Source organism: Legionella rubrilucens, assembly GCF_001468125.1.
Classification (GTDB): domain Bacteria; phylum Pseudomonadota; class Gammaproteobacteria; order Legionellales; family Legionellaceae; genus Legionella_C; species Legionella_C rubrilucens.
Window position 1 is genome coordinate 44170 of record NZ_LNYT01000006.1, and the last position, 16469, is coordinate 60638.

Consider the following 16469-nt stretch of genomic DNA (forward strand, 5'->3'; position numbering starts at 1 on the left):
AGACGCCATTTTGAGTACACGCAAGTTAGATTTTCAACAGCACAGCCAATTCAGTGCGTATGTCGTTTTTTTATTGTCCGCTACATTTTATCTGTATGAATTCGTTCTGCAGGTAGCGCCAGGGGTCATGGCTGAATCCATGATGCAAACCTTCAAGGTCAGCGCCGCCGGCTTCGGTATTGTGTCTGCCTTCTATTTTTATGCTTATGCGCCCATGCAACTGCCGGCCGGGGTGCTGTTTGATCGTTACGGGCCGCGTAAATTAATGACCTATGCCTTGATTCTTTGTGCCCTGGGTTCCTTCTTTTTTGCCTCAACGGACAGCCTGTTTACCGCATCACTGGGGCGTTTCCTTATTGGCATTGGTTCGGCTTTTTCCTTTATCGGTGTACTCGTTCTGATTTCCAGGTGGTTTCCGCCGCAACAGTTTGCGCTGCTGGCGGGTATCGCTCAATTAATGAGCTCTGTCGGCGCCATGTTCGGTGAAATGCCTTTAGCAGCCTTGATCGAAGCAGTGGGTTGGCGTAATGCCAGTTTTCTTCTGGCCGCTGTTGGCTTTCTACTGGCAGCCTTAATCTGGTTTATTATCCGGGATTATCCCCATCAACCGACTCAAACCCCACCGAAGCGGGCTTTTATTGATGAATGGAAGCGTTTGTTGAGTGTCTGGCGTCAATCCTATACCTGGTATACAGGCGCTTACGCCTGCACCATCTGGACGCCCATTGCGGTGTTTGCCGCCTTATGGGGTGTGCCTTATTTACAGCAAAAGTTTCAGATAAGCGTGATTGCCGCGTCCGGTTTATGCAGCATGATCTGGTTGGGTATTGGCGTCGGCAGCCCGCTTCTGGGGTGGGTCAGTGATCGCATTGCCAGCCGCCGTATTGCTTTAGGCTTAAGCTCGGTTTTTGGCTTGGGCGCTACCCTGTTCCTGCTTTATGTTCCCAACGTTTCTCTGGGATCAATGTATTTCATTCTGTTTATGCTTGGCATGGGTGCGGGTGGTCAAACGGTCAGTTTTGCCGTAATTAAAGACAATAATCCACCTGAACTGGTGGGAACTGCCTCCGGATTTAATAATTTATCCGTGTTAATCGGCGGCGCCGTGTTTCAGCCATTGGTCGGTGTGTTTCTACACCAGAGCGAGGGTTGGTATAAGGTGAATGGTGTTCATGTCTACACCGTCGCCAGCTACAACAAGGCCTTGCTGGTCATGCCATGCTGTTTCCTGCTTAGCCTTATCATCACGCTCTTCTTCCTTAAGGAATCGCACCCGGGCCGTCATGCCGGCTGACTACAGATTGAGCTCGGCAAACTTCTCCATACCGCGCTGACAGTAGGAATAAAGCTCCCGGGTGCAGTTTGCCCGGGATTTTCTCGAAATTTTCTTGTATAGAGAAAAGACATAAGATGACGACGGCTTGAATTTTGTCTCTTTTAAAACCGCCGGGTTATCGATCATCTGCAGCACATGACTAATGGACAGATAGAGCACAAAACGCACAAAATTTTCAAATTGACTGTCGCAGTACGGCAACGCCTCCAGATAACGAATGGCTGGAAGCGCCTCATTAACCAAGGCGTCTTTGCATAAAATATTTAATGACTGCAGAGGGGAATGGCTTGCGGTGATGCTTTTAGGCCAGCGGCTTTTCTTTAAAATAAACGTGTCTTCATAGTAATCACGTAAATTATTGGTTTTCTGCAGTAGTAAGCCCACGTGTCTGCTTAAGGCCATCAGCTCATTCCCACTGTCCGTAAATCCGTAGGCGTAAGACACCAGGGCGGTTAAAAATTCACCTACGACTCCCGCGGAGTAATAACAGTAGTCATTCAAAGCCGCCAGATCATCGATGGACGTGTTGAGGTATTTTTTCATCCCGTCCTTCATCATCGTGCAATAGTGGAGGCACAAGGCTTTTTCATGGTCATCAAGGCGATTGTACAACGCCATAATCCAGGGGTAATAATGAAATTTTTTAGTTTCTTCTCCAGGCAGAGACAGAATAGACTTAAGCAGCGACTCATCCGGCTTCGCTTGCGATAAACTCACTAGAAAATCATCCAGGTGCTCGCATTTTTCAGGAGGGCTTAAATCGTTGGAATCTTCAATAATATCCAGAAGCTTGTTCAGATTGTATTGGCAAAGAATAGGGGATTTTAAAGGGGCGGTTAACAGAAGAATAGGCACAGAAAAGCTTTGCGATTCTCCCAGCAGAAAGGCTTCATTTTGTTGCATAACCTCATTCATACATTATCCTGTAGCTAATACCAATACTTACAGTTTTTTTTCTGTTTATATTGGTTTCTAAAAAACAATCCGGAAAAAAAATCAATGATTAAACCGGAAGAAAGAGGGAACTTATCCAATTTTCGCAAACACAGGGTGGCGTACTTTTTATAAATCACGACGTGTTTGCCGTGTTTCGCCGCATAACGCTTTAACTCGATGGAGAGGCTGATGTCTTCCGTGGCATAATATGCCTCATCAAAGCCGCCAATGGTTAAAAAAGGTTTTTTTTTGCAAAACAAAAAGGAGCCAGTACAGCGGGTGAACCATTGGGCATACTTATTCCAGATGAAAAAAAGAAACCGCACCAACGAGGAGATATCCCTGTCAGGTTTAAGCAGAAAAGAGCCGGCGATGATTTCGGGGTGGCGCAGAATGCTTACGCTGGTGTGAAGCATTTCTTCGCTCATCAGCGTATCCGCATCAAGAAAAATTAATAAGTCGCCCAACGCATCGCGAGCGCCGCTGTTTCGCACTCGTGCTATGTTGTGCACGGATTCTAAAAGAACCCTGGCCCCGAAGTGTTCTGCGATTTCGGCAGTATTGTCTGTGGAATTATTATTTACCACAATGACCTCGCCCTTTAAGTTGGAAGGGATAGTCTGCATAGCCTGATAGACGGAATGGAGAGTAGCAGGCAACCAGGCTTCCTCATTATAGGCTGGTATAATAATACTGTAGTGATAATTTTCAGACATAAAACCAAACGTGATTAACGTGATACCTTGTTAAAGTATAGTCTTCTTCACTTATTCAGTATTGGGCTCTTCCCGCTCAGAAGGTTCAGGCTCTGGGGTATTGTCCTGACCAGGCTCAACATCATTGGGCAGGGAGGGATCTTCCAGAGGAAAATCAGGTATTTCAGTGGGTTTGTCCGGGTTTTGCATTGTTCTAATCCTTTCTGTTTTCTTTCATTATAGCGTTGTACCGGCGACTATACTGATATTAGCAACACAACAATGGAAACAGGATGACAGAATCACTGTATTCAGAGGAAGAATGTGAGCGTGTTGCCCGACTTGCCTCGCTGCGTTATGTCAAAGACACGATGCCCGGGATAACGCGCCAGAAACAGGGCGAGGAATTTATTTATTTTAAAGAGGGTAAACCATTAACCGATGCAAACGTTCTGGCCCGCATAAAAAAACTTGCCATTCCTCCAGCCTATCAGGACGTATGGATATGTCCCTATGAAAATGGGCACATTCAGGCTACAGGCCGCGATAAAAACAATCGAAAACAATACCGCTACCATCCGCTCTGGTTTAAAGTTCGCAATCAGCAAAAATTCACGACCATGATTGAGTTTGGCCAGTCCCTGCCTCTAATCAAGCGCCACATCAGCCGCGAGCTGAACAAGCCGGCTCAATTGAATCGAGCGCAGGTTATTTGTGCCATTATTTATTTGCTTTACCATTACAACGTGCGGGTAGGGAATGCGGTTTATGCAAGACAAAATAAATCGTACGGGTTAACCACGTTAAGGAAAAAACATCTCTCTTTGAAAAGGAATAAAGCAATACTTAATTTCAGAGGAAAAAATGCAAAATTATGGAGAATAATATTAAGTGACAGTCGAATTATAAAAATATTAAAAAAATGCGAAGAAATATCGGGTTATGAATTATTCAAATACGTCGATGAAAATAATTCATTAACTGTTGTTACGTCCCAGGAGGTAAACTTTTATCTAAAAAACATTACCAATTACCCATTCACAGCCAAAGATTTTCGCACCTGGATTGCCTGCCGTGAAACACTCTGCCGTTTAATTCGATACAACCCCTGCGAGGATGCATCTGATCCGTTTAATGACATCATTAAACAGGTTTCAAAACTCATGGGTCATACGCCTGCCATCTGCCAGAAAAACTATATCCATCCCGATATTATTTTATCCTGGAAGGCTGAAAGCCTCCGCGAATGGGCAAATAAAAATCACGATAAAATTGCGCATCTTACGGATGATAAAATCTTGCTTTTATGGCTTAAATCAAATAAAAAAAGAACTAAATAATCATTTTTTTTTAAAATTTTCCGATGAAAAATTTGCATTTTTTATCAATCTTTCATGCCTATTTTTTGGTCATAAATTGGCCGTTTTGTTTGACAATTGTCGAAATTATGCTTTAGTTTAAATAGGGAAATTAAATTGGAGCATGAGGTTAATTCACTAAAAATGGCGGAGATAAATATGGAAATTTCTAAGGAAACCGTACAGGCAGTTCAGGAACTGTGCCATATTTCAGATGAACTTAAGGAAATCAGGATTGCATTAAATAAATTGGTTAATATTTTTATAGAAACCCCTTATCCACCACCCCCAAACACCTTGACGGCGTATTTGGAGTTCAAAGGAAAGAAACCTCAAACCAGTAACATAACGCTTTAATCTCACTGAGGCGTGTATGAAGGAGTCACAGGAGAACGAATGATGAAACGGACTATTCCAATCACTATTTTACTTGGAGGCATTTTGGTTGTGCAAAGCCCAATTTGGGCTGCAACCAATGTCCCTAACACGACGTTGCCGTCCACGACAGTGAATCCGGCATCGCCGACAACACCATCCCCAACCGATCCAACCATACCGTCGCCCACTGATCCAACCACTCCAACCGATCCCACGCTACCGCAGCCTGACGATGACAATGGAACGTCAACACCATCAACAACCAATAGTGGAGCAGGGACAGGCATTAATAACGGGACAGAAACCAAGGATATAGGCATCTCAACGGATCCCGATACGAATGCCACCGGAAATACAATAAATACCGGCACGGATGATGACGATGATGATGAGAGTGATGATGTCCTGGATGACACCAACACGAACCAGGATGGTATCTCAACAGGGGAGTAATCAGGTCAGGAGATAATCATGGAAAAACAACCTGCTCAGCATCAAAAAAGACAACCAGGAATTGAGGCCATCATGACACCTCAACCGGAATACCTGTCCTCCAGTTATAAAGGAAGCGAAAAATTACAAGGAAAAATCGCACTGATAACCGGGGGAGATAGCGGCATAGGACGCGCGGTCGCCTGTGCCTTTGCCATGGAAGGCGCCGACCTGGTTGTCCATTACCTGAATGAACAGGATGATGCTGAGAAAACAAAAAAAATCATAGAAAACACAGGACAATCCTGCCTGTTGCTTGCAGCCAATCTGCAGAATTACACCGCCTGTGACGAGGTGGTCAGGCAAACGATGGAGCGTTATGGCCGCCTTGACATACTGGTTAATAATGTGGCTGAGCAACACCCGCAGGACACTCTGGAAGAGATTAGTTGCGAACAAATGGAAAAAACGTTTAAAACTAATTTCTTCTCTTATTTTTATATGATTAAAGCCGCTTTGCCTTTTTTGAAAAAAGGCAGTGTCATTATTAACACCACCTCGGTGACGGCTTACAAGGGCAGCGAGCACCTGATTGATTATTCGGCCACAAAAGGGGCCATTCTGGCATTGACCCGGTCGCTTTCGCAAAATCTGGTTTCTCGAGGCATTCGCGTCAACGCCGTCGCACCAGGTCCTATCTGGACGCCGCTTATTCCTTCGAGCTTCAATGAAGAGGAAGTCCAGGAGTTCGGCAGCCAGGTTCCCATGAAACGCGCAGGTCAACCGGCCGAAGTGGCGCCAGCCTACGTTTTTCTCGCTTCAAATGATTCTTCCTACATGACCGGTCAGGTCATTCATCCCAATGGCGGGGTCATTGTTGATGGTTAGATTTACAATCAGGGAGTGACATCATGAGCAAGGGCGACAAATCAAAATACACCGATAAGCAAAAACGCAAAGCGGAGCACATTGAAGAAGGCTATGAACGCCGAGGTGTCTCTTCACAAGAGGCCGAGCGCCGTGCCTGGGCCACTGTCAACAAACAAGAGGGTGGAGGCAAGAAGCCAGGCGGCTCAGGGCGTAAAAAGTAACCACACAATACTCTATTTGATCTATAATTAGACAGCTATGGGCTTTTCGCAGTCTAAACCCATTGAAAAGGAATTTATTATGGATGAACAATTTGATAACTTGTTAAGTATGGCCAGCCCGCTTGATCCGGACAGTCCCTTACCGACCGATCCTGTGAATCCTGGCCCGGATGTCCCTGACGAACCCGAATACCCCGTCCCCGTTATCCATGATGATGACAACACGGTGACACCGGATGATTTGGGCACAGACGATATTGACGGCGGTTAGCTGCAAGACCTTAAAGGAAGGAGAGGATCGAAAATGGTGGAATATCTCTATAAGGGATTTAAAGTGTCTTACAATATAAAACCAATTAAGAATCAAACCAAACTCTACGAAGCCGAAGGGTATGTTGCCCGTCTGGCTGATACGGAGCCTACCCAGAGAAAGCGATTTCATACGGAGTCTACATCCATGCAGGGTGTTACTGCCGAGATTAAAAAACTGCTTGAAAATTACATTGATTTCGAATGGAAGGAATTCCACGAAATTCACGATCAAAATCTATAATCCAGGCTATTGGTTAGGTGTATTCATTAATCAACACGATTTGCAACCCTGCTTCGCTTAAGGAGAGGAAATTGTAGCCAGGATCAATCGTTGTCCTTTCAAGCCATTCATTGGCAATGCAGACATCGGTCAGACGCTGGGCTTCCTCCAGACTGACCGGTTGTTTCAATTTTTCAGATAATGTGGCAGCGGCTGCCTCATCAATGTTTAAAAAAACATCGTTTCGGGTGACGCCACGTGCCTTAATTTCATCATAAAAAAGTTTAAGAATGTCCAGTTCGTTCATGAGATTATCTTCCAGTTAATCCTTCTCTTATCTATAGCATAGACGAGAGGCAAGTAATTAAAAAAGAGGTAACCGTACTGGTATTTAATCCTATACTTAACAATAATGCAGGGATTGCAGCATCAGGAGCGAATAATGACTAAAAAAATACTCATGTTACCCTTACTTGTAGCGTTCAGCCTGTTGGCAGGCTGCTGGACAACGCAATCAGGTCAAAAATCGGGTATTATTGTGAAAGTGGCCAAGGAAGGACGGTGGTGGGGCACTTATGAGGGCGAATTGATTCGCGGCGGTTTGGATAATGCCAGCGGTGCCACTGGACGTGAATTTCACTTCACTTTAGGGCAATTCAAGTCTGATCTGGTCGAAAAAGCAATTTACGCCATGGAAAACAACCGGCACGTGGTACTGACTTATCACTGTGAGGAATTTGTGGCCCCCTGGCGGGGAGAAACCCAGTGTTTTGTTGACAGTATTCGTATACTAGAGACCGTTAACAAGCCTGGCCCAGCAAAACAGTAGGCTTTCATTCAGCCCGCCAGTGGCGGGCTGTGAGCTTTAGATACTCTTTCTCATTGTAACTGCCGCTCCGGGCACACTATTGTTTACCTATTATTTTTCTGCCACACTCATTAACGCGCTGTAACCTATTCATTTAAAAGGAATCTCACATGAAAGGTTTTAGGCAGTTTGCCGTTTTCACGGCCCTTTGTTTGATGGGTTTATCATCCACTCTTTTTGCCACTGCATCCCCACACACAGCAACGATTTATTTTACTGATCCCGACAGTGCCAAATGGATAGTCTACAATGCCCATTTAAGCTTGGCGGACATTAACAAAAAACTTAATAAGTCAGCCGTATTAGCGCTTAAATCGCTTAATGGCACCCGCTCTTCCACAGAACGGTACTATCTGGATTTGAAATTTCAGGTTAATAAATCAAAAATCCAGAAGGAGATCAGCACTAAACGCGTGTGGTTTTCTGCTTTAAATGGCAACCCTGTTATGATTGAAATTGACCGGGAAAAAGACATACTCCGGTTTTATCTACCAAAAATTTCCCTTGTCGATCTGGGTATTGCTGAGGATGATTTAACAAGCCTGGGTAATGCAAAACTGGCCCTGAATCATATCCAGACGGCTATTTCAAAGCTGGATGAATTATTGCCCTCGGATAGGACAGATTCGGCGTTAAACCCGTTCATGGTGAATGAGCCTGGAGAAGGGCAGACAGATAACGTACTGCTTGTTTCCACGCGGGAAGGCAGTGACCAGTTAGTTGCATCGCTGGTTGAGCTTCACCATAACCTGAACAGTCAATTGTCAGGTAATCTCAAAACATTGGCAGAAAAAGCCCTTTTGTCAGACAACCCTGGCTCTCTGGATGAAGCGTTCCAGCAGCATAAAAAGAACCTTCAACGCCTGCTGGAAATGGGACGTCCCATTGGCAACATCGCCTTATTCACCAATAATCAACTCCAGTTTAAGGATAATGGCATAACCTACCAGTATGTTTTTCCGATGCTTGATTTAAAGGTGATGAATATCCAAAACGACAGTGTCCTGGATTTTGCCGACAGTTCTGCGGCTTTAGCCCACCTCAATCAGGCAGTGAACTGGATGCATAATTGGGTTGTTTCAGGCAATACCCCCTATGAAACATCCGCCAGGGAGAGCAGCTTTCGATGAGTGATCCTGTAGAAAAACTACCGTTCCACTTCCCAAAAGAGATTATGGAGTTAATCCTTAGCCAATTTTCCTTACTCGCCAAAAATTACGTTACGTTGGCCTTAATTGGGAAACAGCATGGGAAATTTAGCCATCATTTCTGGAAAAACAACCTCTACAGCTTATTTCCCAATATCACCCTCTATAACCCGCCATTCACCAAGTCTACCCCAGAAGAGGAAACCCAATTTTTTTAAACCGTTGATTTCAAAAGTTGGCGCCGGGTTATACAATCCATAAAAATGGTCTAAAACGATTACGAGATTTTGAAAGTAATTGGATGAGCGGATTTTACTTAACGAATGGCCAAAAGAATTAAGAAATCTCGCACAACAGTTTAATGACATGCAACATAGCTTGCTATATATTAGCTGGCAATGTTGAAATTGGAGCATGCAGTATGTCACAGGTACTTCATATTCAAACGCCGCTGGCACAATCCCTGTCATTAAATCACACCTTGGGTAAATCAGTTTATTTTAAGCTGGAGTTATTACAACCGTCAGGTTCGTTTAAATTAAGAGGCATAGGCCATTTATGCCAACAGGAAGTTGAGCAGGGGGCTCGCGCCTTTGTTGCCTCTTCCGGAGGTAATGCTGGTATTGCAGTGGCCTATTGTGGAATGAAATTAGGCATTCCAACCACTGTGTTTATCCCTTCCAGCAGTCACTCAATTTATATTGATGCCATCAAGTCCTGTGGTGCCGATGTCATTGTTGCCGGCTCCACTTGGGATGAAGCCCATCAAGCCGCCTTGCAATTCACACAAACCCGGCACTGTGCCTATATTCCGCCATTCGATCACCCCAGCCTGTGGCAGGGACATGCCACCATGATCCAGGAAGCCGTTACTCAGGGAATCGCCAAACCGGATGTGGTCATCGTGGCAGTGGGGGGTGGCGGTTTAGCCTGCGGCGTTCTTGAAGGAATGCATCAGCAAGGATGGCAGGATGTGCCTTTGCTGGCAGTTGAAACCCAGGGTGCGGATTGCTTTTACCAGTCCATGCGGGCAGGCGAACGGGTTACACTGCCTGCCATTACCAGTAAAGCCACCAGCCTCGGTGCTAAACGGGTGGCAGAACGCTTGCTGGCATGGTCCCATCAGCATGACATTCGCAATACCGTTGTCAGTGATTATGAAGCTGAGCAGGGGAGTCGTGCATTTGCCCGTGATCAATGTCTACTGGTGGAGTTATCCAGCGGGGCGCCTTTGTCGTTGGTGTACAATAACCATACCGCCATTCAGGAATTTAAATCAATATTGGTGATTGTTTGCGGCGGAATCAATATAAGCCATTTCGACTTGTTTAATTAACGTTATTGTAATTCTGTCATAGCACCACCCCCCTCCATGCCATTATTAAAATGGAAGGACCGCTTTAAAATTAATTTTAAGGAATACCAACACCAGGCGGTACATGGCGTGCATCGCATCAACTCTCCCTTATCGAAGGCGGCAGTTGCTGTCATTACTGTTGATTTAAGCTCTCCCACAGGGGTTTTAGACGATCTGCAAAAGGCAATAAGTGACTATCAGGGAGAATTGAGGTCTGGTCAACACGAAGTACCTCTTGTCATCGCTTGCACTGAATCGGATAAATTGGACGACGGGGTTAAAAAGAAAAAAATGGCTGAAATAGAATCCTGGGCTGCTACTCAGGCTGAGAAACTATCTCAGACCATTAATTGCATTGATACGAGTACTGTCAATAGCAATGACATCAAATACCTTCTAATTCATACCGCATTCCCGACATTGGGACCTATTAAAAATCACTATGCCCATGCCGAAGCGAATCGCACCCACCTGTTTAAAGCCACATTGAATTTAAGCAAGACACAAAACTGCTTTTTTTTGGATAATGAGGAAAAAAAATTAACTGGCGATGCCTTAAAAGGAAAAATTCTGGAAAAATTCAGAATCGAGTTGGAAAACTGCATTACTTCGGATGATTTCAAGGACACCGTGAACAGGATAAGGGGCTCTGAAGAATATCAAATAATAAAAAAAAGCCAGGGTTTAGGATTTCGTGAAACCGATTCACATAAAGCCTTGAGAAGCATGATATCGCAGAGAGGGTCGGACTTAAACGTCCCTGAGCCCGAGCAGTTGCTCACCCGGGATAAAGACAGTAGACTGCCGCAAAAATTATAATAATTTACGAATAATGGCTTTTTTCAAAACTGAACCACCTAAAACTAAAGCACCAGAAGCACCAGAACTGGTCATTGAGATTCCTGTAGAGCAATATATAAAAATGCTATGCTCACCTCCATTCTCTGCGTGTGTAATACCAGATTGCAAAAGGATTTTAAACTCCGGGGTTAAAACAGTAAAATTCTCAGCGGATGTCGATGCGCTGGTGAGGTATCAGGATCTAGACTCTTTAGAAAACTATTTAATAGAAAATGGCGTTAAGGATGAAAAAAAGGCTGAGATCATAGATTGGTTTCATAAATCAAGGAATATCAATAACGATTCCCAGAATGAATTAGCCCCTGGTTGGCATCCATGGATGTTTTCAAGTGGATGCTGAATCTCATAAGCTTTGAATTCATGATATTGCAAGCATAGGCATAAGCGAGGGAGAATCCCATAGCCTTCTCGCACTAAGGTCTGATTATTTTGATAATCAGACCTTAGTGGATAAGTGTAGCGGTGGATTCAACTGGCTAATGCAACATCATTTGGAAGCCAGAGATTTTTGGTGTGCCCAGAAGGACACAAACGTGATTACCTGGAAAAGGCATTATTCACTTTGTTTATAGTTATCGCACAGGCAACTTCTAATGGTTGCCTTAATTCCGTTATTTGTTGATTTTATTATTTCTAATAAACAGTGTGATTTTAATTTCAACAATGACTCATGTCCGCTTATTTTATGCCCAAATTATGGTACTATAGCCCAATTTGAGATCATGAAGCACAGGTTTAGCGAGCAAGAATGTTACCTAAAGAAATAGCTGAATTACTCCAAAATTTAAATTCAAGCAAGGCTGACATCAGCCAGACCAGACTGAATAAAAAAATCATCCAGTATTTAAGTTCAAAAACAGATTATGATGAAACGCTTCTCAAAAATGTCATTAAACAACTGAATGCGGGTTGCTGTGCAGGTTATACCGCATTGTGGGGTTATTCTCATTGTCTAACCAACCAACCTGTGCGCAAAACGGATGATAATACGCCTATCCCACGAAATGACATTGTCTATTTCTACGATCTGCTGAGCGCTTTGTCCCTATGGGATGGCGAGTCTCCATTGGATGAAAAACTGGATAAGGAAATGGAGTATTTCCTGGGAAACCTGCTTTTTTTCCAACAACTCAATGAGTTCCTGCGCGTAGGCAATGGCAATTTGAGTGCTTTAGAGGATACGCGACGGGGTAACCAGTCTTTCCGGGAGGAATACTCCATTGCGGCCATGTTTAATAAGGAGCAATTGGAAAAACTGCTCCAAAACCACGCCGTATTTCCTGAGAATAAATTCATCAATATTACCCACAGTGTGCTTTCAGACAACAGTTATACTCGTTATCACGCATTAGGATTAATGAGGCGTGGCAATCGTTATTATTTATACAATTCAAACAGCCCCAAGGGTGAGAAAGAGTTTACCTCCATTCCTGCATTGGTTAATTACCTCTTTCAAGTTTCTGCCGGTTCTGTTCCATGCCAATTTCTGCCTTTTAGTTTTAAAATCTTTGATATTCCCTCCGATAAAACGCATGAGTACCCTCCCCAACGCGGCATTTTAGACAATCTTAAAAGTGGCATAGAGCGTGAAAATGGATGGGATGGCTTAGCAATGGCCGCATGGGTAGGCTGTGAACAGTCCGCGAAGTATTTCCTGGAAAAAGGAGCCAAACCTTATCTTCTCAACCTGTGGAACACAAACCCTATTGCCATCGCCGTCCGAGGCGGGCATGCCCCCTTGGTGAAGTTGCTGGTAGACAAAAGCCCTGTTAACGAATTATTGAACCTTTTCTGGACAGCCATTCGCTTAGGCTACACTGAAATTGTTAAAATTTTGGTGACAATGACGTCCATTAAAAACCACCTCAATGTATCACGGCGTGGTATTACCCCCTTAATTTCTGCAATCAAGCATGATCACCTGGAAATCATCGCCATTTTATTAGAGGCTGGGGCTGATTCCACCGGAGGCCCTTTGATGCATGCCGCAGAAAAAGGGAATTGCCAGGTTTGCGCGCTGTTATTGGAAAAAGGGATAACCGGTTACTTGTCTGGAGGAATAGGGCCACTGGAAAAAGCGGCACAACAGGGCCATGGTCAACTCGTTGATTTATTCATCAGCAAAGGGTATCAACCCTCATTACAAGCGGTACAGCTCGCCATATTTGGCGGGCATTTTGACTTGGCCGAAGCGCTGCGCAGCAAGCTCAAGGTGCATGAAGGCACCCCTACTCCTGCCTCTAAAAAAGAAAATCCCAAGGCTGAAATCCCGGATGTAACCAGCACAGCCGAATACAAAGCGTACACCGCAATGAAACAAAAACAACGGTTGAACTCCCCTACTCCCCCCCCTGCAAAGCCAGGACTTCCTCCTATGCCAGCAACGAAACCGCAACCTTCCAACAACCAGGATGAAGCCCAGCTTGAAGAAATAAAAAAAATAAGAGCAGAAAAAAACCGGCAGTTTAAAGAGGACAAATTCATGTCTTCTGTGCGGGAATCCGCGCCGAAGTTTTTTAGCTTATTACTCAAAATTCCTCAAACCAAGCATTCTGCTCATTGCTTTTTTGGGGGAACGAAGGCAAAAAGCGACGCCCAATTTTTTCACCTGCAAATCAAGAAAATAAAAAAAGCGTTGGACAATAAGACCGTGAGCGTAGAAGAGGCATTATGGCAAGCTTTCACATTGGCTCATTTTGTGGGTTCAAAGCCCTCTCAAGCGCAGTTTAATGGCCACTTTGATCAATTTGTGCAACAAGCCTTTGCCACAGCCCCTTCAACGCACAACCATACTGAGACGATTAAAAAGGACATTTTTCAGTTAGTGACAAAAAACAGGGAAATAAGTCAGGAGCAGATTTTATGGATCAAGGCGATGTATACGCATCAACGTCAGAAGCAATGGTTCTCGCGTCAAAGCGCCGCATCCGGTGAAATTTTAAATGCCACAGACAATTTAACGGATGAAGAACGCTATCAGAAGCTTAGCCTCTATTTTTTTAATGGTGAGAATCAACATCGCCGTCTTCACAAGATTATGCAAACTGTATTTTTAGATACCCTGACCATTACTCAACCTAAATAATTCCTCACAGCACTAGTATTCAGTTGAATAACGGCCAGGCATGATCTGGCGATTATGAATCGCTCTCAGGCAGGCCGCCACATCCTTTCTTTACAAAATCGCCAAGTTAAATAAAAACCAGATAAGGGTTTTCATCATAGGATTTACCATTTTCATCAACGTACTCTTTGTGCATCTGCTTGGCCATGCTGTTTGCTTTTTTACAGGTCTCAGCCATTTTTGCTGCATCGCCTCGATTCAAATAATGCCCTATCAGCGCGCCAACTTCTCGCGGCAATCCGGGGTTGTCTTCTGCAGGCGATAAATCATTTTCCAAGCCGGCATAAGGTCTCCACATCATGAGCATCCCGCTGGCTGCTCCAAGCGAATAGGCCTTTTCTTCTTTGGAGTGATAACGTGCGTCATTATTACGCCAGCGAGTCAACCGATTACACAGCAGGATTTCGCTTTGATTTAATTTCATGATTCTTTATCTCTCAATAGGCCGATTCGCTTATGTATTTGTCCATCAGCCTATGCCATACTTTTAAACAGACCGTTTTAGCTCAAATAGCCAGGAATAGCATGGCCGATATTATTAGTCTTAAGAAAAAAAGAAAAGCGAAAATTCGTTCTCAGAAAGAAAAAAAAGCCAGTGAAAACCGCATCAAATTTGGCAGAACCAAAACAGAGAAAAAACGGGATACGCTGGAAAAAGAAAGGCATGAACGCCAACTGGATGGCCATAAGCTGGAAAAGGAATGACGTCTGGCCTTATTGCACAGAATACCCAAACGTCATGCCCAAAACCCAGAATGATTGATGGTTTAGACCTCCATACTCAGTCTGCGCAACGCATCGCTTTGTGTGTTTTCCTCTCCTTTAGAAGGTGTAGGTGAGGATGAAAATGCAGCGGTATCTGGAATTGCCGCCGCAGTCTCTGGACATGAAAAAAAGGACGACTTCCATTGGTTTGAATTGACTAACGCACCCCGGGTAATGCATCGTTGCTTAGGTGAAGCAACGACTCCTTCCGGTTTTTTAGCGTCGATCAGGATGGTTTCATTGTCCATTAATAAGGACTGAATCGTTGCTAAAAAAGCCTCACGTTGCTCAGGTTGATACATCCACTCGCCAATATTGCTGACATAGACCGTATCAATACGCATGGCATTATTAATCAGCAGATTTTTAACGGATTTAAACACGTTATCGGCACAAATGCTTTCGGTGATGACAGCGATTTTATCGGTCACTGCCAATGTGCGAATGTGCTTATAACGCTCGGTCGTGTAAAGCCAGCTTGTTTCACGACGCCTTTCCAAATCGACCTCTTCAAGCACAGTGAAATGATCAGGATAAGGCGGTTCGTCACTGACATTAAGACAAAATTTGATGCTTTTTGGCTTTATTTTACCCAGAACCGAGGAGCGTGACGTATCCCTGCTGCCGCCATAATGGTATTTTTTAACAAACGCAGTCATTTTTTCAATGAAGGCGTCCTGGTCCTCACACTGTCTCACGTATTTTAAGGCTGTGGCTAAGAACAAGGTGTTTTCAGGATTAATATCACAGATTAACCCTCTGGAGGATAAACGTTGAGCCATGATGTCAAAATTATGCCAGCCAGAAAAACCAACGTGCACCCCTCCTTCCACGCGAGGGAATAAATCCAAAGTCTGGGCAGTCTGTACAACACCACTTTCATTGGTGTTGATGTATACCCCGCTTTGATTGGGGAAAGGATATAAAATGGCGTGATTTTCAAATTGACGAAGCCGTTTTGAAAAGGGATCTTCTTTCATTCCTTTGATGGGTTTGCGGGGAACCGGTACATAGTCTACCGACGATTGTTCAGGTTTCGATTCTGTTTTAAAGTTTTGCATGGCGTACAGCATCAATTCGACATGCACTACATTATAAGGGCGAATTATTAAGAAAAGATTAATCAGAGGTGTGAAGAGTATCCCAAACTGGATCTATCCCGAAACGTTCAGACGTTAACCCCTGTTAACGGTCCCTCTGCCGACAGCGGCAGAGGGACTAAACGCGGGCAATGGCTTAAGCATTCTGAGGTTGAGGAATTCTCTTCAGTTGCGCTTTCACTAATTTCGTGATCTCGTCCAGCATGTATTCGCAGGCATCCTGATTGTGCGGGTACTGTTTGTAAATCGTATTGGTTAAAAAAGCCGACAACGCCTGGGCAACCAATTGACGGCTCCGCAAAGGTTGCGGCAATTGCTCTACCGATTGCTGCAGGGATGACAACAGGTGTTGGCCGACAAAATTCATCGCTTTGGTATACTCTTCGGCCGTTAAGGCATCGTTTTGAGTCGCGTTCATGCTCTGTCCTTTCAATTCATAAGGCCCGCGATTATAGAGTGTCTCTCCACGGACTGCAATGCAAAGTCTC

23 protein-coding genes are annotated in these 16469 nt (G+C 44.3%); 16 read left to right on the top strand and 7 right to left on the bottom strand.

Translation table 11 applies throughout. The annotated features are described in order from the left end of the window. The first annotated feature begins 10 nt into the window (after window positions 1–10). Window positions 11–1294: an MFS transporter gene (locus tag Lrub_RS02405; protein ID WP_237760735.1), complete on the top strand. Its 1284-nt coding sequence runs from the start codon at window positions 11–13 to the stop codon at window positions 1292–1294. Here Lrub_RS02405 and Lrub_RS02410 read toward each other — a convergent pair whose 3' ends face one another. From Lrub_RS02410 to Lrub_RS14935, 3 genes are read right to left on the bottom strand one after another with little or no spacing between them, the layout of a single operon-like run. Continuing rightward, a complete protein-coding gene (locus Lrub_RS02410) occupies window positions 1295–2251 on the bottom strand; it encodes a squalene/phytoene synthase family protein (protein ID WP_058530613.1) in 957 nt (318 codons plus the stop codon). Between the two features lie 14 nt (window positions 2252–2265). Continuing rightward, window positions 2266–2988, bottom strand: a complete 723-nt coding sequence (locus Lrub_RS02415) for a glycosyltransferase (protein WP_058530614.1) — start codon at window positions 2986–2988, stop codon at window positions 2266–2268. A gap of 51 nt (window positions 2989–3039) precedes the next feature. Then, entirely contained in the window at window positions 3040–3177 is a 138-nt protein-coding gene (locus tag Lrub_RS14935) for a hypothetical protein (protein WP_164480552.1), read from the bottom strand. Between the two features lie 83 nt (window positions 3178–3260). Here Lrub_RS14935 and Lrub_RS02420 point away from each other — a divergent pair, with 83 nt between their 5' ends. The 7 genes from Lrub_RS02420 to Lrub_RS02450 all read left to right on the top strand — a co-directional run bounded on the left by Lrub_RS02420 (window position 3261) and on the right by Lrub_RS02450 (window position 6779). Further along, entirely contained in the window at window positions 3261–4307 is a 1047-nt protein-coding gene (locus Lrub_RS02420; protein WP_058530615.1) for a DNA topoisomerase IB, read from the top strand. 135 nt (window positions 4308–4442) lie between these two features. Then, the gene (locus tag Lrub_RS02425; RefSeq protein ID WP_133134075.1) at window positions 4443–4682 is read left to right on the top strand and encodes a hypothetical protein; all 240 of its coding nucleotides are present in this window, start codon (window positions 4443–4445) and stop codon (window positions 4680–4682) included. Between the two features lie 39 nt (window positions 4683–4721). Next, window positions 4722–5156: a hypothetical protein gene (locus Lrub_RS02430; protein ID WP_058530617.1), complete on the top strand. Its 435-nt coding sequence runs from the start codon at window positions 4722–4724 to the stop codon at window positions 5154–5156. A gap of 18 nt (window positions 5157–5174) precedes the next feature. After that, window positions 5175–6023: an SDR family oxidoreductase gene (locus Lrub_RS02435; RefSeq protein ID WP_058530618.1), complete on the top strand. Its 849-nt coding sequence runs from the start codon at window positions 5175–5177 to the stop codon at window positions 6021–6023. A gap of 23 nt (window positions 6024–6046) precedes the next feature. Beyond that, window positions 6047–6226 (top strand): hypothetical protein, encoded by a 180-nt coding sequence (locus tag Lrub_RS02440; RefSeq protein ID WP_058530619.1) that lies wholly within the window; start codon window positions 6047–6049, stop codon window positions 6224–6226. A gap of 79 nt (window positions 6227–6305) precedes the next feature. After that, window positions 6306–6497 (top strand): hypothetical protein, encoded by a 192-nt coding sequence (locus tag Lrub_RS02445; RefSeq protein ID WP_058530620.1) that lies wholly within the window; start codon window positions 6306–6308, stop codon window positions 6495–6497. Between the two features lie 33 nt (window positions 6498–6530). Further along, a complete protein-coding gene (locus Lrub_RS02450; protein WP_058530621.1) occupies window positions 6531–6779 on the top strand; it encodes a hypothetical protein in 249 nt (82 codons plus the stop codon). A gap of 13 nt (window positions 6780–6792) precedes the next feature. Here Lrub_RS02450 and Lrub_RS02455 read toward each other — a convergent pair whose 3' ends face one another. Next, window positions 6793–7065, bottom strand: coding sequence for a hypothetical protein (locus tag Lrub_RS02455; RefSeq protein ID WP_058530622.1), 273 nt, complete (start codon window positions 7063–7065; stop codon window positions 6793–6795). A 135-nt stretch (window positions 7066–7200) separates the two neighbouring features. Here Lrub_RS02455 and Lrub_RS02460 point away from each other — a divergent pair, with 135 nt between their 5' ends. The 7 genes from Lrub_RS02460 (at window position 7201) to Lrub_RS02490 (ending at window position 14077) form a co-directional block, all read left to right on the top strand. After that, the gene (locus Lrub_RS02460) at window positions 7201–7587 is read left to right on the top strand and encodes a hypothetical protein (RefSeq protein ID WP_058530623.1); all 387 of its coding nucleotides are present in this window, start codon (window positions 7201–7203) and stop codon (window positions 7585–7587) included. 149 nt (window positions 7588–7736) lie between these two features. Next, the gene (locus Lrub_RS02465) at window positions 7737–8756 is read left to right on the top strand and encodes a hypothetical protein (protein ID WP_058530624.1); all 1020 of its coding nucleotides are present in this window, start codon (window positions 7737–7739) and stop codon (window positions 8754–8756) included. Beyond that, window positions 8753–8992, top strand: a complete 240-nt coding sequence (locus Lrub_RS02470; RefSeq protein ID WP_058530625.1) for a hypothetical protein — start codon at window positions 8753–8755, stop codon at window positions 8990–8992. The genes Lrub_RS02465 and Lrub_RS02470 overlap by 4 nt, the downstream gene beginning before the upstream one ends. A gap of 203 nt (window positions 8993–9195) precedes the next feature. Then, complete coding sequence (locus tag Lrub_RS02475; RefSeq protein WP_058530626.1) at window positions 9196–10110, top strand: pyridoxal-phosphate dependent enzyme; 915 nt, start codon at window positions 9196–9198, stop codon at window positions 10108–10110. Between the two features lie 36 nt (window positions 10111–10146). Further along, a complete protein-coding gene (locus Lrub_RS02480) occupies window positions 10147–10950 on the top strand; it encodes a hypothetical protein (protein WP_058530627.1) in 804 nt (267 codons plus the stop codon). Between the two features lie 13 nt (window positions 10951–10963). Next, window positions 10964–11332: a hypothetical protein gene (locus Lrub_RS02485; protein ID WP_058530628.1), complete on the top strand. Its 369-nt coding sequence runs from the start codon at window positions 10964–10966 to the stop codon at window positions 11330–11332. A 408-nt stretch (window positions 11333–11740) separates the two neighbouring features. Further along, a complete protein-coding gene (locus Lrub_RS02490) occupies window positions 11741–14077 on the top strand; it encodes an ankyrin repeat domain-containing protein (protein ID WP_058530629.1) in 2337 nt (778 codons plus the stop codon). 106 nt (window positions 14078–14183) lie between these two features. Here the strand turns inward: Lrub_RS02490 and Lrub_RS02495 are convergent, their stop codons facing one another. Beyond that, window positions 14184–14540, bottom strand: a complete 357-nt coding sequence (locus Lrub_RS02495) for a hypothetical protein (protein WP_058530630.1) — start codon at window positions 14538–14540, stop codon at window positions 14184–14186. Window positions 14541–14641: 101 nt separating this feature from the next. On the opposite strand from Lrub_RS02495, the gene Lrub_RS02500 reads away from it, so the two are divergent. Next, window positions 14642–14821, top strand: coding sequence for a DUF4169 family protein (locus Lrub_RS02500; RefSeq protein ID WP_058530631.1), 180 nt, complete (start codon window positions 14642–14644; stop codon window positions 14819–14821). 62 nt (window positions 14822–14883) lie between these two features. Here the strand turns inward: Lrub_RS02500 and Lrub_RS02505 are convergent, their stop codons facing one another. Then, a complete protein-coding gene (locus Lrub_RS02505; protein WP_133134076.1) occupies window positions 14884–15942 on the bottom strand; it encodes an LIC_10091 family protein in 1059 nt (352 codons plus the stop codon). Window positions 15943–16117: 175 nt separating this feature from the next. Then, entirely contained in the window at window positions 16118–16399 is a 282-nt protein-coding gene (locus Lrub_RS02510; RefSeq protein ID WP_058530633.1) for a hypothetical protein, read from the bottom strand. Window positions 16400–16469: the final 70 nt, after the last annotated feature.

Coding starts and splice junctions, on each gene's coding strand:
- Lrub_RS02505 (WP_133134076.1), bottom strand. CDS start 15,942: ATGCAAAACTTTAAAACAGAATCGAAACCTGAACAATCGTCGGTAGAC.
- Lrub_RS02435 (WP_058530618.1), top strand. CDS start 5,175: ATGGAAAAACAACCTGCTCAGCATCAAAAAAGACAACCAGGAATTGAG.
- Lrub_RS02485 (WP_058530628.1), top strand. CDS start 10,964: ATGGCTTTTTTCAAAACTGAACCACCTAAAACTAAAGCACCAGAAGCA.
- Lrub_RS14935 (WP_164480552.1), bottom strand. CDS start 3,177: ATGCAAAACCCGGACAAACCCACTGAAATACCTGATTTTCCTCTGGAA.
- Lrub_RS02510 (WP_058530633.1), bottom strand. CDS start 16,399: ATGAACGCGACTCAAAACGATGCCTTAACGGCCGAAGAGTATACCAAA.
- Lrub_RS02465 (WP_058530624.1), top strand. CDS start 7,737: ATGAAAGGTTTTAGGCAGTTTGCCGTTTTCACGGCCCTTTGTTTGATG.
- Lrub_RS02420 (WP_058530615.1), top strand. CDS start 3,261: ATGACAGAATCACTGTATTCAGAGGAAGAATGTGAGCGTGTTGCCCGA.
- Lrub_RS02445 (WP_058530620.1), top strand. CDS start 6,306: ATGGATGAACAATTTGATAACTTGTTAAGTATGGCCAGCCCGCTTGAT.
- Lrub_RS02460 (WP_058530623.1), top strand. CDS start 7,201: ATGACTAAAAAAATACTCATGTTACCCTTACTTGTAGCGTTCAGCCTG.
- Lrub_RS02430 (WP_058530617.1), top strand. CDS start 4,722: ATGATGAAACGGACTATTCCAATCACTATTTTACTTGGAGGCATTTTG.
- Lrub_RS02415 (WP_058530614.1), bottom strand. CDS start 2,988: ATGTCTGAAAATTATCACTACAGTATTATTATACCAGCCTATAATGAG.
- Lrub_RS02475 (WP_058530626.1), top strand. CDS start 9,196: ATGTCACAGGTACTTCATATTCAAACGCCGCTGGCACAATCCCTGTCA.
- Lrub_RS02490 (WP_058530629.1), top strand. CDS start 11,741: ATGTTACCTAAAGAAATAGCTGAATTACTCCAAAATTTAAATTCAAGC.
- Lrub_RS02410 (WP_058530613.1), bottom strand. CDS start 2,251: ATGAATGAGGTTATGCAACAAAATGAAGCCTTTCTGCTGGGAGAATCG.
- Lrub_RS02500 (WP_058530631.1), top strand. CDS start 14,642: ATGGCCGATATTATTAGTCTTAAGAAAAAAAGAAAAGCGAAAATTCGT.
- Lrub_RS02480 (WP_058530627.1), top strand. CDS start 10,147: ATGCCATTATTAAAATGGAAGGACCGCTTTAAAATTAATTTTAAGGAA.
- Lrub_RS02450 (WP_058530621.1), top strand. CDS start 6,531: ATGGTGGAATATCTCTATAAGGGATTTAAAGTGTCTTACAATATAAAA.
- Lrub_RS02440 (WP_058530619.1), top strand. CDS start 6,047: ATGAGCAAGGGCGACAAATCAAAATACACCGATAAGCAAAAACGCAAA.
- Lrub_RS02455 (WP_058530622.1), bottom strand. CDS start 7,065: ATGAACGAACTGGACATTCTTAAACTTTTTTATGATGAAATTAAGGCA.
- Lrub_RS02470 (WP_058530625.1), top strand. CDS start 8,753: ATGAGTGATCCTGTAGAAAAACTACCGTTCCACTTCCCAAAAGAGATT.
- Lrub_RS02495 (WP_058530630.1), bottom strand. CDS start 14,540: ATGAAATTAAATCAAAGCGAAATCCTGCTGTGTAATCGGTTGACTCGC.